The 15,109-nt window shown below is 31.2% G+C and carries 18 protein-coding genes; 14 read left to right on the top strand and 4 right to left on the bottom strand.

The annotated features are described in order from the left end of the window. The first annotated feature begins 2 nt into the window (after window positions 1–2). The 7 genes from tatC to P4S50_RS09245 all read left to right on the top strand — a co-directional run bounded on the left by tatC (window position 3) and on the right by P4S50_RS09245 (window position 7,345). The gene (tatC, locus tag P4S50_RS09275; protein WP_277734576.1) at window positions 3–746 is read left to right on the top strand and encodes a twin-arginine translocase subunit TatC; all 744 of its coding nucleotides are present in this window, start codon (window positions 3–5) and stop codon (window positions 744–746) included. Then, window positions 730–2,988: a carbamoyltransferase HypF gene (hypF, locus tag P4S50_RS09270; protein ID WP_277734575.1), complete on the top strand. Its 2,259-nt coding sequence runs from the start codon at window positions 730–732 to the stop codon at window positions 2,986–2,988. The genes tatC and hypF overlap by 17 nt, the downstream gene beginning before the upstream one ends. A gap of 14 nt (window positions 2,989–3,002) precedes the next feature. Then, entirely contained in the window at window positions 3,003–3,221 is a 219-nt protein-coding gene (locus tag P4S50_RS09265; RefSeq protein WP_277734573.1) for a HypC/HybG/HupF family hydrogenase formation chaperone, read from the top strand. A gap of 19 nt (window positions 3,222–3,240) precedes the next feature. Continuing rightward, a complete protein-coding gene (gene hypD, locus P4S50_RS09260; protein ID WP_277734572.1) occupies window positions 3,241–4,329 on the top strand; it encodes a hydrogenase formation protein HypD in 1,089 nt (362 codons plus the stop codon). A gap of 17 nt (window positions 4,330–4,346) precedes the next feature. Then, window positions 4,347–5,351: a hydrogenase expression/formation protein HypE gene (gene hypE, locus P4S50_RS09255; RefSeq protein ID WP_277734570.1), complete on the top strand. Its 1,005-nt coding sequence runs from the start codon at window positions 4,347–4,349 to the stop codon at window positions 5,349–5,351. Between the two features lie 38 nt (window positions 5,352–5,389). Then, entirely contained in the window at window positions 5,390–5,755 is a 366-nt protein-coding gene (locus tag P4S50_RS09250; RefSeq protein WP_277734569.1) for a DUF1878 domain-containing protein, read from the top strand. Window positions 5,756–6,121: 366 nt separating this feature from the next. Further along, a complete protein-coding gene (locus P4S50_RS09245) occupies window positions 6,122–7,345 on the top strand; it encodes a NupC/NupG family nucleoside CNT transporter (protein WP_277734567.1) in 1,224 nt (407 codons plus the stop codon). A gap of 115 nt (window positions 7,346–7,460) precedes the next feature. Here P4S50_RS09245 and P4S50_RS09240 read toward each other — a convergent pair whose 3' ends face one another. The 4 genes from P4S50_RS09240 to P4S50_RS09225 form a co-directional block, all read right to left on the bottom strand. Further along, the gene (locus tag P4S50_RS09240) at window positions 7,461–8,477 is read right to left on the bottom strand and encodes a tyrosine-type recombinase/integrase (protein WP_277734566.1); all 1,017 of its coding nucleotides are present in this window, start codon (window positions 8,475–8,477) and stop codon (window positions 7,461–7,463) included. A 143-nt stretch (window positions 8,478–8,620) separates the two neighbouring features. After that, complete coding sequence (locus P4S50_RS09235; protein WP_277734564.1) at window positions 8,621–9,142, bottom strand: hypothetical protein; 522 nt, start codon at window positions 9,140–9,142, stop codon at window positions 8,621–8,623. Window positions 9,143–9,452: 310 nt separating this feature from the next. Beyond that, entirely contained in the window at window positions 9,453–9,776 is a 324-nt protein-coding gene (locus tag P4S50_RS09230) for a hypothetical protein (protein WP_277734563.1), read from the bottom strand. 2 nt (window positions 9,777–9,778) lie between these two features. Beyond that, complete coding sequence (locus tag P4S50_RS09225; protein ID WP_277734562.1) at window positions 9,779–10,186, bottom strand: helix-turn-helix domain-containing protein; 408 nt, start codon at window positions 10,184–10,186, stop codon at window positions 9,779–9,781. Between the two features lie 228 nt (window positions 10,187–10,414). Between P4S50_RS09225 and P4S50_RS09220 the strand changes: the two genes are divergently transcribed. The 7 genes from P4S50_RS09220 to P4S50_RS09190 all read left to right on the top strand — a co-directional run bounded on the left by P4S50_RS09220 (window position 10,415) and on the right by P4S50_RS09190 (window position 15,099). Beyond that, a complete protein-coding gene (locus P4S50_RS09220) occupies window positions 10,415–10,585 on the top strand; it encodes a helix-turn-helix domain-containing protein (RefSeq protein WP_277734561.1) in 171 nt (56 codons plus the stop codon). Between the two features lie 14 nt (window positions 10,586–10,599). Further along, on the top strand, window positions 10,600–11,229 hold the full coding sequence (locus tag P4S50_RS09215; RefSeq protein WP_277734560.1) for a BRO-N domain-containing protein: 630 nt from the start codon (window positions 10,600–10,602) through the stop codon (window positions 11,227–11,229). Between the two features lie 48 nt (window positions 11,230–11,277). Next, window positions 11,278–11,676, top strand: a complete 399-nt coding sequence (locus tag P4S50_RS09210) for a helix-turn-helix domain-containing protein (RefSeq protein ID WP_277734559.1) — start codon at window positions 11,278–11,280, stop codon at window positions 11,674–11,676. A gap of 90 nt (window positions 11,677–11,766) precedes the next feature. Then, window positions 11,767–12,726 carry a DUF7666 domain-containing protein gene (locus P4S50_RS09205; protein ID WP_277734558.1) on the top strand — a complete coding sequence of 320 codons (960 nt, stop codon included), beginning with the start codon at window positions 11,767–11,769 and terminating at the stop codon, window positions 12,724–12,726. A 15-nt stretch (window positions 12,727–12,741) separates the two neighbouring features. Further along, window positions 12,742–14,088: a DEAD/DEAH box helicase gene (locus P4S50_RS09200; RefSeq protein WP_277734557.1), complete on the top strand. Its 1,347-nt coding sequence runs from the start codon at window positions 12,742–12,744 to the stop codon at window positions 14,086–14,088. 176 nt (window positions 14,089–14,264) lie between these two features. Then, window positions 14,265–14,780, top strand: coding sequence for a transglycosylase SLT domain-containing protein (locus P4S50_RS09195; protein WP_277734556.1), 516 nt, complete (start codon window positions 14,265–14,267; stop codon window positions 14,778–14,780). Beyond that, a complete protein-coding gene (locus P4S50_RS09190; RefSeq protein ID WP_113674538.1) occupies window positions 14,773–15,099 on the top strand; it encodes a hypothetical protein in 327 nt (108 codons plus the stop codon). Before P4S50_RS09195 ends, P4S50_RS09190 begins: the two co-directional genes overlap by 8 nt. Window positions 15,100–15,109: the final 10 nt, after the last annotated feature.

The following is a 15,109-nucleotide window of genomic DNA, read 5'->3' as shown; positions in this document are numbered from 1 at the left end:
AAATGTCTAACGAATTTGAAATGACCATAATAGAACATCTAGATGAATTGAGAAAGAGATTGATAATATGTATTGTTTTTACTCTGATTTTTTCATCTGTAGCATATGTTAAATCAGCTTCTATAATAGAGCTCTTAAAGCTACCGCTGGGAGATATAGATTTGGTGTTTATTACACCGATAGAAGGATTTTTAACAAAATTAAAAGTAGCTGTTTTTGGAGGAATGTTATTATCATCTCCAGTAATGTTTTTACAGACACTATTATTTATCTCACCTGCTATGTATAAAAGGGAAAAAGTATTTTTGTTTTTAAGTTTACCGTTTATAATATCTTTATTCTTTGGAGGAATATATTTTTGTTTTTCATTTATACTTCCAACAACATTAAAATTTCTTATGAGTTTTAGTAACGATAGTATGCAGCCTATGCTATCAGTTAATAAGTATTTTTCTTTTGTAATAATGATGACACTTTCTATAGGACTGATATTTGAATTACCATTAGTTATGCTTTTGCTTTCTAAATTTGGAATTATAAATTATGAGATGTTAGCTAAAAAAAGAAAGTATGCTGTACTTGCTATAGTAGTTATAACGGCAATTTTGACGCCAACTCCAGATGCATTTACACTGTTAGCAGTTTCATTACCATTGGTTGTATTATTTGAATTAAGTTTAGGATTAATGTATTTAAACAATAAGATTATTGGCAAGAGGAGAGCAAAAGATGAACAAGATTATTAGAAAGTATGTTTGGGTCAAAGGAATAGTTCAAGGAGTAGGATTTAGACCTTTCGTTTATAACATAGCAGTTAATCATAACCTAAATGGATGGGTTAAAAATACAAGTGAGGGTGTTTATATAGACATTGAAGGAAAAGAAGAAAATATAGATATATTTTTACATGAATTAGAGTATAAAGCTCCACCACTTTCAAAAATAAATCAAATAATAATTGAAGATAGATGTATAAAAAATTATGAGGATTTTTCTATACAAAAAAGTCATGATAATGAAAATGCTATTACGTTAATATCTCCAGATGTTGCAACGTGTAAAAATTGTGAAATAGAAATAAAAAATAATAAGGATAAAAGATATAAATATCCATTTACCAATTGTACAAATTGTGGGCCGAGGTTTTCGATAATAAAGAAATTACCTTATGATAGACCAATGACAACTATGAATGATTTTAAAATGTGCGATGAATGTGAGAATGAGTATCAAAATCCTATGGATAGAAGATTTCATGCTCAACCTAATGCTTGTCCAAAATGTGGACCTAAAGTTTGGATCACAGATAAAAATGGTAATAAAATTAAAACTATAGATTCTGTAAAAAAGACAATTTCCTTATTGAAAGAAGGGAAAATTATAGCTATAAAAGGTCTTGGTGGATTTCATTTGGCGTGTGATTCAAGTAATGAAGAAGCTATTGAGACCCTACGAAATAGAAAATTAAGACCATCAAAGCCTTTTGCGCTTATGATGAATAATATAGATACTATAAAAGAATATTGCTATGTTAATAAAACTGAAGAATCAATTCTTAATGGAATTAAAAGACCAATATTGTTATTAGACAAGAAAAATAATATATTACCTGAAAATATTGCTCCTAACAATAATAAACTTGGTGTTATGCTTCCGTACACACCACTACATCACCTTTTATTTGACGATGAACTTAAATCATTAGTTATGACTAGTGCAAATGTAAGTGGTCTTCCAATAGTTTATAAGAATGATGATGCTATAAATAAATTAAACGATGTTGTAGATTACTTTTTATTACATAACAGAGAAATAAATATACCTGTAGATGATTCGGTTACAAAGGTTGTCTTAGATAAAGAAACTCTTATAAGACGTTCAAGAGGATATGCACCAGTACCTATTAATGTTGATAATATAAAAGAAACTTTAGCATGTGGATCACATTTAAAAAATACTTTTTGTATATCAAAAGGAGAATTTGCGTTTGTTAGTCAGCATATAGGTGATATAGACAATTTGGAAACGTATGATAATTTTGAACGAAATATTAATCACTTTAAGGATATTTATAGTATTAAACCAGAAATTATATCGTATGATATGCATCCAGACTTTTTATCAGTAGAATTTGCTAAAAATCAAGAAGGTAAGAAAGTTCCAGTTCAGCATCATCATGCTCATATAGCAAGCTGTATGATAGACAATAATATTGATAAAGAAGTTATAGGACTAGCTTTTGATGGCATGGGCATTGGAACTGATAGTAAAGTATGGGGAGGAGAATTCCTTATATGTGATTATAAAAATTTTAAAAGAGTTGGACATTTAAATTATGTAAAAATGCCAGGAGGAGACAAGGCTGTTAAAGAGCCTTGGAGAATGGCTGTAAGTTATTTATATAGAACACACGAAGGAAATATGAATGAATATATACTAAAAAATATACCTAACAATAATATAAAAAATATAATTACTATGATTAAAAGTAATTTGAATTCTCCAGAAACATCAAGTATGGGAAGATTATTTGATGCTGTATCAGCTCTTATTGGGCTGAAGAGTCAAATAACATATGAAGGAGAAGCCGCTATTAATTTAGAGGCAATTGCAGATAAAGAAGAAAAAGAAACTTACAACTATAATATTGATTACATAAATGGCACTTATATTGTCAACACAGATAATATAATAAAAAATATATTAAGTGATATGCAAAACAATATATGTACAAGTATTATCTCAAAGAGATTCCATAATACTGTAATAGCTTTTTCTGTAGACATGTGCAAGATTATACGAGAAAAATCAGATATAAATTCAGTAGCATTAAGTGGAGGAGTATTTCAAAATGAAATAATTTTAAAAGGTATATATAGACAGCTTTTAGACAATGATTTTGAAGTCTATACTCATGGTGAGGTACCTTGCAATGATGGTGGAATATCAATAGGGCAATTAGTAATTGCTAACCATAAGACAAAATAAGGGAGGATTAATTTATGTGTGTAGCAGTTCCAGCTGAGGTTATTGAGATTAAAGAAAATGAAGCATTAGTTAATTTTGGTGGAGTAAAGAAGACCGTAAATATAAATTTAGTAGATGATTTGAAAATTGGAGATTATGTATTGCTTCATGCAGGATGTGCAATGCAAAAGGTAGACAAGGAAGAAGCGGAAAAAACTTTAGAGATATTTAGATTATTATCAGAAAATGACTAGGGTGGAGGTGAATATATAAATGAAATATGTAAAAGAGTTTAGGAATCCATCTTTAGTTAAAAATATGATTAAAAAAATAGGGTCAGATGTAGAACGAGAAATAACAATAATGGAAGTTTGTGGAACACATACTATGTCTATTTTTAAAAGTGGAATAAGAGATTTAATACCTTCAAATATAAAACTTATTTCAGGTCCTGGATGCCCTGTATGTGTAACATCACAGGCATACATAGACACAGCAATTGAACTAACTAAAAGAGATGATGTTATAATTACTACTTTTGGAGATATGCTAAAAGTTCCAGGAAACAATAGTTCTCTTCAAAATGAAAAAGCGCTGGGAAGAGATATAAGAATGGTGTATTCTCCACTGGATTCTTTAAAAATTGCAAAAGAAAATCCTGACAGAGAAGTTATTTTTTTAGCAGTAGGATTTGAAACGACTGCACCTGCAATTGCACTTAGTATAAAAATAGCTTCTGAAGAAAATATAAAAAATTATTCAATACTACAATCAATAAAGACAATGCCGGAAACTATGAAGCAATTAGTTTTAGACGAAGATATAAAAATAGATGGGTTCTTATGTCCTGGTCATGTAAGCACTGTTATAGGTGCAAAACCGTATGAGTTTCTTGCCAATGAGTTTGAAGTTCCTGCTGTAATAGCAGGTTTTGAATCTGGGGATATTGCAATTGGACTTTATACTCTTATAGAAATGATTAAAAATAATACGAATGAAGTTAAAAATGTATATTCAAGATTTGTAAAATATGAAGGCAGCGAAAAAGCTATATCTAGTATATATGAAATATTTGAAGAATCTGATGCTGTTTGGCGTGGACTTGGAAATATAAGTGGTACAGGGCTAAAATTAAAGCAAAAATATGATTCATTTAATGCTGAAACAAAACTAGGTATAAACTTACTTAACGATAAACCTATTAAAGGATGCATATGTGGAGACATATTAAAAGGGAAAAAGAATCCACTACAGTGTAAATTGTTTTCAAAGGTATGTAATCCACTTAATCCTATAGGAGCATGCATGGTTTCTGAAGAAGGAACTTGTGCAGCTTATTACAAATATAAAAATATAGGGTAGTATGAAGGAGTGAAAATATGAGTATTATTACATTAGGACATGGAAGTGGAGGGAAACTTACACATAATTTAATAGAAGATATTTTCTATAAATATTTTGATAATGATATTCTACTTCAAAAGAATGATTCATCTATTTTACCAAAACTAGAAGGTAAAATAGCAGTTACAACTGATTCATTTGTAATAAATCCTATATTTTTTAATGGAGGAGATATAGGAAAACTGTCAGTTTGCGGAACTGTCAATGACTTAGCTATGAGTGGAGCTAAACCATTATATATAACAGTTGGATTTATTATAGAAGAGGGATTTGAGATTGAAAATCTAGAAAAAATTGTTGAGTCAATTAGTATTACAGCCAAAAATGCTAATGTTAAGATTGTTGCAGGCGATACAAAGGTTGTTGAAAAAGGAAGTGCAGATAAAATTTATATAAATACAACAGGTATAGGAGTAATTGATAAAGACATATACTTAAGCGGAGAAAATGCAAAGCCAGGAGATAAAATAATAATAAGTGGAAGTTTAGGAGATCATGGTGTATGCATAATGTCTAAGAGAAAAAATTTAGAGTTTGATGTATCTGTAAAAAGTGATTGTAATCTTTTAAATGAACTTATTGAAGAAATACTATACACAAGCAATAATGTAAAAGTACTTAGGGATCCTACAAGAGGTGGATTAGCAACTACATTAAATGAATTTGCAAGTCAAAGTAAAAGAAGTATTTCAATAAACGAAGAAGATATACCTGTGAAAGATGAAGTTAGAAGTATGTGTGAGATATTAGGACTTGATCCTTTATACATTGCAAATGAAGGAAAAGTTGTTTTAATAGCATCTAAAGAAGATGCTCAAAGGGTAGTAGAAGTTATGAGAAAGAATCCTATGGGTAAAGATGCTCAGATAATTGGAGAAGTTTTAGAAGATGATAAAAAAATTGTTTCGTTAAAAACGGATATTGGTGGAACAAGATTATTAAGTATGCCATCAGGTGAATTACTACCAAGAATATGTTAATTGTATAAAGAGAAAGTTATTTAAATGGGAGGATTAATATGTGCGGTATAGATATAGACATAATGAGAAAATTTGATTTTATAGAATTTAGACAAGACTTATTATTTAGAAATACAGGTTTAGATAGAGTTTTATTTGAATATGAAATAACAAGAAAGCAGTATGAGGATTTGAAGGATTTAATGAACAATTATGAAGTATTAATATCTAAAAATGAAGAAGTAAATCATAATCAATTTGAGCAAGACATATACAATATTGTTATACAACAGAGTGGAAATACTTATTTTGTAGAATCATTAGTATTAGAATTTTATAAACAAGAAATGTATAAAGAGGTATTTACTTCACTATATGCTCATATGGATAAAAGGAAATTTAGATCATCTAACTTTAATAAATAATAAAAATAGCTGTCTCAAAATAAAAATAATTTATAGAGACAGCTATTTTTATTTCGTATATCAATGACTATTTGATAAGCAAACGTTATCATTGTAGAAAAATAAATAAAATAATAATTAAAATTTAAATATGTATTGACATTTTCTTTTAAGGTGATATAATTTCTCAGGAGAAAATAAATCTTTAATTCTAGTCCGGAGAGACTTGGAAGGTTTTTAATACATAGATTTTATAAATATAGAAATATATTTGTAAGCATAACTGTGTTTATGATAATGCCTTCCTATTTAGGAAGGCGTTTTTATATATAAAAACAAATTATCATGATTAAATTTCACATTTACAAATCATTGAGGAGGTAAGACATGGAGAGGTTTATAAGTTTAATAGGTATATTTGTTCTTTTAGGTATTTGTTATTTAATATCTGAGAACAAGAAAAAAGTAGATTTTAAATTGGTATTTATAGGATTATTTATTCAGGTTGTATTTGCATTCATAATTTTAAAAACAAGTATAGGAAAAACTGTATTTGAATATTTATCAAATTTTGCAACAACTATTTTAGGGTTTGCTAGAGATGGTGCTGTGTTCTTATTTGCAGGATTAGTTGGAGATATAGATAAGTTTGGATTTATATTTGCTTTTCAAGTACTTCCAACATTAATATTTTTCTCATCTTTAATGGCAGTATTATATCATGTTGGAGTTATGCAGTTTGTAATAAAATATATAGCTGGATTTATGTCTAAGGTTTTAGGTACTTCAGGTGCAGAATCTGTATCGGCAGCTGCAAATATATTTGTAAGTCAAACAGAAGCTCCTTTAGTTATAAAGCCATATATAGAAAAAATGACAAGATCAGAGTTAAGTGCTGTAATGATAGGTGGAATGGCTACAGTAGCTGGTAGTGTTATGGCAGGATATATAGGTATGGGAGTAGATGCAGGACACTTAATAGCAGCATCAATAATGTCAGCACCTGCTGCATTAGTAGCTTCTAAAATTATAGTTCCGGAAACTGAGGAACCGGTTACAAAAGGTAATGTAGATGTTGAAGTAGAAAAAATAGATGCAAATATAATAGATGCAGCAGCAAGGGGAGCATCAGAAGGACTTCAATTAGCACTTAATATAGCAGGAATGCTACTTGCATTTGTAGCTTTGATTGCCATGTTAAATGCAGGAATTGAAGGAATAGGAAATTTAATAGGAATACAAGGATTAAAGATAGAAGTTATATTAGGTTACTTATTTGCACCACTTGCATATATAATGGGAGTTCCAGCTAAAGATATGGTAACAGCAGGATCATTACTTGGAACAAAGACGGTTGTAAATGAATTCGTCGCATATGCACAATTAGGAGAGTATATAAAGAGTGGAGCGCTTGAGCCAAGAACTGTAACAATATTAACTTATGCATTATGTGGATTTGCTAATTTTGGATCTATAGCAGTTTTATTAGGAGGCATTGGAGGTTTAGCCCCTAAAAGAAGAGGTGAAGTTGCTCAATTAGGATTAAAAGCTTTAGTAGGTGGAACAGTAGCAGCCTTTTTAACAGCTTCTATAGCAGGTATATTAATATAATAGAAAACAGGAAACTGACATTTTGGTTGGTTTCCTGTTTTTTTTATTATGATATAATATTAAAATTATGACCCCAAGTGCTTGATTTTTCAAGGCTTGGGGTCTTTTTTTGTTACTAACGTGTTATTAGTTCAATTGCATCTTTCAATTCTTGAATACTTTTATGGGTGTAAATTCGTTCACCAACTTCTTTTGATTTATGCCCCATCATCAGATCAATACACACTTTGTTTGCACCTGCTGAATCTAATCTTGACCTGAATGTGTGTCTACATTCATGTGGTGTATGGTTCAATTTTAGTTCATTCATGACTTCATTCCATTTTTCATAATACTTGGCACTAGACAACTTTTTTCCATTTTCAGTGAACAAATATTCATTTCCTTCTTGAACCCTTCTTTGAACTAATTCAAAAATCTTTGAATGAATAGGAACAATTCTGTCTTTACCTGCTTTGGTTTTAGTTCCACCTTGAATAGTTCCTACTTCAAGGTCAACCTTTTCTGTTTTCAATCCTAAAAGTTCACTGATCCTGAACCCTGAATATAAGAATACCAAGACTGAATCAACCCAAGGCTTATCTTTGACTTTCCAAACTGCATCCACTTCTTCATCAGTGAAAGGTTTTTTCTTTGTTTCAGGAATAGGGTCTGCTGTTGTCAGTTGTGCATATGATTTGTTAATGACATCAATTTCAAGAGCAAATTTATCAAGCTGACCAAATAGGTTCTTGATTGCCCATTGTGTCGAATATCCTTTTCCACAATTATCAATGCAGTCTTGCATGTGGAAAGACTTGATGTCTTTGTACTTCATTTTCTTGTATTTGGATGTATGCTTAAAAGCTGACTTCAAAGATGCTTGGCTTGATTTTCCCATTTTAGGCATTTTCTTTTCTTTGAACAATTCAAACATATCTTCAAGTGTTGTCTTTTCTGCATCTATATCCCAAGGTGCTTTGTTATATTCAGCAAGCATAATCATTCCTTGTTCTCTGCTTGAAGTATAACCTATTGACTTATAAATTGGATGACCTTTTTCATTCCATCCAACTGTTTTTCTTACTGCATAAGGATTTCTTCTATTGCCTGATAATTTAACAACAGAACCATATCCATTTGGATTCTTCAATTAATATCACCCCTTGAATATCAGGGGTTGAAATGGTATAATCATATTGGAAAACTATACGATTGTAACCATTTCAACCTGAAATTTAATGGTTACACATAGACCTTTGGTGCTACCAACACTAAGGGTCTATTTTTTTTTGTTTAATTACCAAACAAAGAACTATATGAAATTCTAATGTTGGTTAATTTACCATCTGAATATTGAGTCCAAAAGTCATGAACACCACAGTTTGTAACACGATAAGCTGAATTTGTGTCAGTAACATCAGAATTTTTATATTTTTTCAATCCAAACATTTCTAAAATTTCATTTTTATTTTCATAAGGTATTTCTTCTTCAATTGAAATTCTTTGCAGCATGTCTGAATTAAAATTATATCTGTAATTTCCATAAATTAATGTTCTTATTGGATAAGATTTTGATAATTTTTTATAATCCCATTCTTCAATTTCATCAGGATCACCCAACATTTCAATTAATTTGGATTCTGAAACAGTTGCGTTTTCAGATGCATAAAATTGTGTCACATCAAATATTACGTTTGAACTAACATTGGAACTTTGATATTTTTCAGGATTATTCATTACTCTACTAATCCCAAAAACTAACCCTCCAACTATCATTAAAATAATGACTAAGAATATTAACTTTCCTTTCTTCATAAAATTCAACCTTCCTTTCTATTTTTTATTTAACGGTTCAAGGTGCCATTTGTGACCACGAACCGATTCAAACACTTGATTTTACTAGGTTTTCACATTTAACGGTTCAAGGTTCAAGGTGCTTTTCTATATATTCTTATTTTTAGAGTATATTACTTCTTATTTTTATAAGTAATATATTTTTTTTATTTCTTATTTAATAAATCAAAGTAACCTTGAACCTTGAACCTTGAACTTTTAAACCATTGACTTATAAGGCTTTGAATTGGTTCAAGGTTATTTTTACACCTTGAACTACATTGAATCTTACTCATTTTAATTCAGGTAAGATGTACTTTTTAATATAAACAATAATATAGTCAATTTCTGAAATGTAATCATCAATAGTACCTTCAATTGTTTTACTATCGTAAAGATTTTTCATAATCATCATCCAATGTTTTCTACCTTGGAGTTTAATTTTCCCAACAGGATAAGTGGAATAAATAATGTTGAATGTACCATTAGAAGTTCTACGATACTGAAAAAGATTTTTTAATTTTTCTTTTTCACTTTTATCAAGAAGAGCATCAAAAAACATTGCTTCTTCTTCAATGATTTCATATTCCTTTTTAGAATTTTTTCTTTTATCCATTTTTAATCCAACCTTTCTTCTTCAAATTTAAAAGCTGCTGAAAGCAATAAAGTCTGTTTTTTAATATCTAACCCATTGTAGATTCTTAATAGTTCAATTTCTTGTTCGGTTAACTCTCTTTCTTTTGTTTCTCCATTTCTGACAATTAAAGTTGTAGCATGATTACCTTGAACAATTGCACTATTGGATATATTACTTGCCGATTGTTGTGAAATTTCTTTTCCTAAAAGAAGAAAATCTAATGAAACATTAAAAAATTCGCTTATTCGGCATAGATGATCTAGCTTTGGACTACTACCTTTATTTATCCAATCGCTTACCGTATTCGGCTTAACACCAACGAAACTTGCCAATTCACTTTGCTTTTTATTATGTTTCTTTAATAACATTTTTAGATTAGCAACAAACATGTATATTCCTCCGTTCTAAAAAATATTACAAAATATCTCTAAACTAATATTGACAATTCGTTAATTCGGTATTATAATACAACTATACCAAACAAAACGGTATAAAAACACACCCCCTGAAAGATAGAATTTTTTCAGTGGTTATAGGTTTAGTGATATTTGTTTTTCCGTAGCAAGAAAATTATATCACTAAACCGAACTAAACACAAGTGAAAGGCGGTGAAAAATTTGGAAAAATATCTTTCTTGCGAAGAAGTCGCAGAAAAATTCAGTGTTAAGGTAATAACGGTGTGGTCATGGATTCGTGAGAAAAAACTCAAGGCAATTAAAACCGGAAAAATGTATCATATTAGACCACAAGATCTTGCTGAATTTGAAGAAGCAAGAAAAACCAAATAGGAAGGAATGAGTAAATGAATCAATTACAAGTTTTTCAAAACAATGAATTTGGACAAGTTAGAACATTGAATATTAAAAATGAACCTTGGTTTGTTGGAAAAGATGTTGCGAATGCACTCGGATATGAAAGAACAGCAGATGCAATCAGAACACACATTGACGAAGATGATAAGGGGGTCGGTAAAATACAGACCCCTGGTGGAATACAAGAAATGGTGATTATCAATGAATCAGGGTTATATTCCTTAATACTTTCTTCCAAACTTCCATCAGCAAAGAAATTCAAAAAATGGGTAACATCAGAAGTTCTTCCTTCAATCAGAAAGAACGGTTATTATTCAGTTCCAAGTTACCAACCTAAAGCAACAAGTATTGGTGAAGTGGTGAACTTGATAAAAATGACAAGGCAATCAATGAAAGATCAAGGGTGTGACCCAAGGGAAATTGCAATTGCAGTTAAACAGATTTGTGAACAGTTTAATATTAATCTTCCTGATTGCTTTATTAAACCACAAGAAACAACTTTACAAGATGTATTCGACATGGTGGATTTTATATTTAGTGTTCCAAGAGGTAGAGGGCATAAGAAAGTAACTTATGAAGATTACATTGTTCAAGCATCAATTAAACGATTGAAAGGTTAAATGTATTCAAACAACAAGAACAAGAACAAAATGAAAGGATGGTTGAAAATGAGTTTTGCAAAGAACTTGAAGAAAGCAATGGATGAAAGGAACATGTCACAGGCTGAACTTTCAGCTTTGACTGGAATCGGTAAATCATCAATTAGTCAATACTTATCAGGTAAAAACGAACCAAAGCAAAAAGCAGTTGAAAAAATTGCAGATGCACTTGAATGTTCAGTTGCTTATTTGAACGGAATTACAACTTGCAGTGATCCAACAGATGACCCAAACGGTCTGAAAAATGTTCCAGTTTCAGAAGCAGCAAAGAGAATTGGAAAATCAGAGCAATTCATCAGGGTTGGATTACAAAGAAATATTCTTCCGTTTGGTGTTGCAGTAAAGTTGTCATCAAGATTTTCTTATCACATTTCACCAAAGCTTTTGAATGAATATATCGGTGCATAAAGAAAAAGCACCAAGGAAATTGCAGTTTCCAATGGTGCAGATGAAAAAATATTTTGTTAAAAATTATATCACGAAAGGATGGAAATGTAAATGGAAGCTATAAAAGGATTCAAAGTTTTCAACCCTGATTGGACTTGTAGGGGTTTTCAATATGAAGTAGGTAAAACATTTGAAGATGATATTACACCAAGTGTATGTGATAGAGGATTTCACTTCTGCAAGGAAGCAAAAGATTGTTTCAACTATTACAGATTTGATCCTGACAATAAGGTTGCAGAAGTTGTTGCCATTGGTGAAGTTGCAGAAGAAGGTGACAAATGTAGCACTAACAAGATTCAAATTGTCAGAGAAATTCCATGGTCTGAACTGTTGAACTTGGTTAATTTGGGAAAAGGCAATGTAGGTCTTCGCAACAGTGGTAATCGCAACAGTGGTAATCGCAACAGTGGTGATTGGAACAGTGGTAATCGCAACAGTGGTAATCGCAACAGTGGTAATCGCAACAGTGGTAATCGCAACAGTGGTGATTGGAACAGTGGTAATCGCAACAGTGGTGATTGGAACAGTGGTAATCGCAACAGTGGTAATCGCAACAGTGGTAATCGCAACAGTGGTAATCGCAACAGTGGTGATTGGAACAGTGGTGATTGGAACAGTGGTAATCGCAACAGTGGTGATTGGAACAGTGGTGATTGGAACAAATCTTCTTTTAATGCAGGGTGTTTCAATACAGAGCAGCACAAATTGAAGTTCTTTGATAAAGAAACAGATATGACAATGCAAGAATGGTGGAATTCAGATGCACGTTATTTGATGAATCAGATTGATTTTAGACCTACTGAATGGATTTGGTCAGATGATATGACGGATGAAGAAAAAGAACAGCATCCTGAATATAAAACAACTGATGGTTACTTAAAAGTTCGTGACAATAAAAATGCTTGCATTGAATGGTGGAACGGTCTTTCTGAAATTAGAAGAAATGTAATCAAGGAAATTCCAAACTTTGATGCAGATAAGTTCTTTGAAATAACTGGAATCAGAGTTTAGAAAGTTGGTGATTATATGCAGCTTTATCCACACCAAGAACAAGCTTTGATTCAAACAGAAGATTTCAACAGGGTTGCATATTATTTGGACATGGGTCTTGGAAAGACATTTGTTGGATCAGAAAAAATGAAACAGCTTGGAACGGATTTGAATATTCTAGTTTGTCAGAAGTCATTGATATCGACCTGGGTTGAACATTTCAAAACCTACTATTCAGATTATGACATTTATGATTTGACTTCTAAAAATGGAATGAAAGCATTTATGTCATGTAGCAGTATGATTCAGAATGGACAATTCAAAATGATTGGTGTAATTAACTATGATTTATTGTTCAGAAGAAAGTTCTTCCTTGAATTAGAGCATTACACCCTGATGTTGGATGAAAGTTCTATGATCCAAAATGAAGATGCTAAAAGGTCAAAATTTGTTCTACAGATGAAACCTGACAATGTGATTCTTCTTTCAGGAACACCAACATCAGGGAAATATGAAAACCTATGGTCACAGATTAACTTGCTTGGTTGGAATATTTCAAAGAACCTTTACAACAGGCAGTATGTGAATTGGACAACCATTGAAGTTGGTGGATTCCCAATGAAGATTGTTGACAAAGATGAACCTTACAAGAATGTTGACAGATTGAAGCAGAAACTTAGGAATCATGGAGCAGTCTTCTTGAAAACAGATGAATGCTTTGAACTTCCTGAACAGACTTTCATCAGTATCAATGTTCCAACCAGTAAAGAATATAGAAAGTTTCAAAAGAATTCAATCATTACAATTGACACTTTGAACATGGTTGAATTCAAAGATGATAGTGATTTTGAAGGAACTGATGCAACACCAAGAGTTGAATTGATTGGTGATACTACCCTAACAAAACGGTTATATTCCAGGATGCTTTGTGGTCAGTACAACAAGGACAAGCTTAAAGCATTTGAAGACCTTGCATATAGCACCCAAGATAGATTGATTGTCTTTTATAACTTTAATGAAGAACTTACAGCATTAAAGAAGATTGTAGATAAGTTGAATAGACCTATTTCAGAAGTAAATGGACAGGTCAAAGATTTATCCAACTATGAATCAGAAGATAATTCAATCACGTTCATTCAATATCAAGCAGGTGCAATGGGGTTGAACCTTCAAAAGTCAAATAAAATCATATATTTCACATTGACTGAAAAAAGTGAACTGTTTGAACAATCAAAGAAAAGGATTCACAGAATCGGTCAAAAGAATAACTGCTTCTATTACCTACTTATTTGTAAAGGAAGCTTGGAAGAAGACATTCTTCAAACATTAGAAATGAGAAAGGACTATACAGATGAACTATTCAAAGAATACATCAGGAAATGATGCATCATCTTTAAAAGTTGCAAATAGGCAGTCCAGGAACAAGAAAAGAACCAGGAACATGATCATTTCATGGATTGTCATATTAGTCATTGGAATATTACTTGGGTTAGGATTTTCAAGAATAGGACAAGCAGAAACAACTGAAACAATTCAACAGTTCAGTGAAGTTGAACCATATGGAACTATTGATGGGAAAACATTCAACTGGGGGTCTTTCATCAGATTGGACAAGTGGTGCTGAACTTGGATTCATTCCACTAGAAGTTGGACTTGATGAAGATATTCAGGAATTTATTTACTGCTTATCATATGGCTACAATTTAGATTTTACATTTGTCATGGGATTGATTCAAACAGAAAGCACATTCAATTCTGACATAGTAAGTTCAACCAATGATTATGGATTGATGCAAATTAACACGATCAATCATGAATGGCTGAAAGAAAAGCTTGGAATTACAGATTTTCTTGACCCATATCAAAATACAAGATCAGGAATCTACATACTTAGAAACCTATTTGAAAAATATGAAGACCCTGAAAAAGTATTGATGGCTTACAACCTTGGTGAAACAGGTGCAAAGAAACTTTGGAATAAAGGCATTTATGAAACTGACTACACCAAGAAAGTTTTAAAGAACATAGAGCAATTCAAAAATTATATCAATGAAAGGAATGAAGAAAATGAGTAATGAAAAGAATGAAGTTCAAGTATTTGAACAGCAGCACATGCAAGTATTTCAACAATTAGCAGACATTACTAAACAGAAGAAACTGATTGAAGACCAAGAAAAGAAAGTCAAAGCAGACCTTGAAAAAGCAATGGATGCTTACGGAATCAAATCAATTGATAACAGATTCTTAAAAATTACAAGGGTGAATGGCAGCACTTCCACTTCAATTGATCTAAAAGCATTAGAAAAGAAAGAACCAAAATTATATGCTGAACTGCTTGAAGATTATCCAAAGGTAACAAACAGAAAAGCATATTTAACTTTCAAGGTGAAGTGAGAAGGGGAGG

Origin of the sequence: Tepidibacter hydrothermalis (assembly GCF_029542625.1) — a bacterium.
Lineage (GTDB): Bacteria > Bacillota > Clostridia > Peptostreptococcales > Peptostreptococcaceae > Tepidibacter_A > Tepidibacter_A hydrothermalis.
Note: the sequence above shows the minus strand (reverse complement) of the source record. Positions and strands in the feature narration are given on the sequence as shown.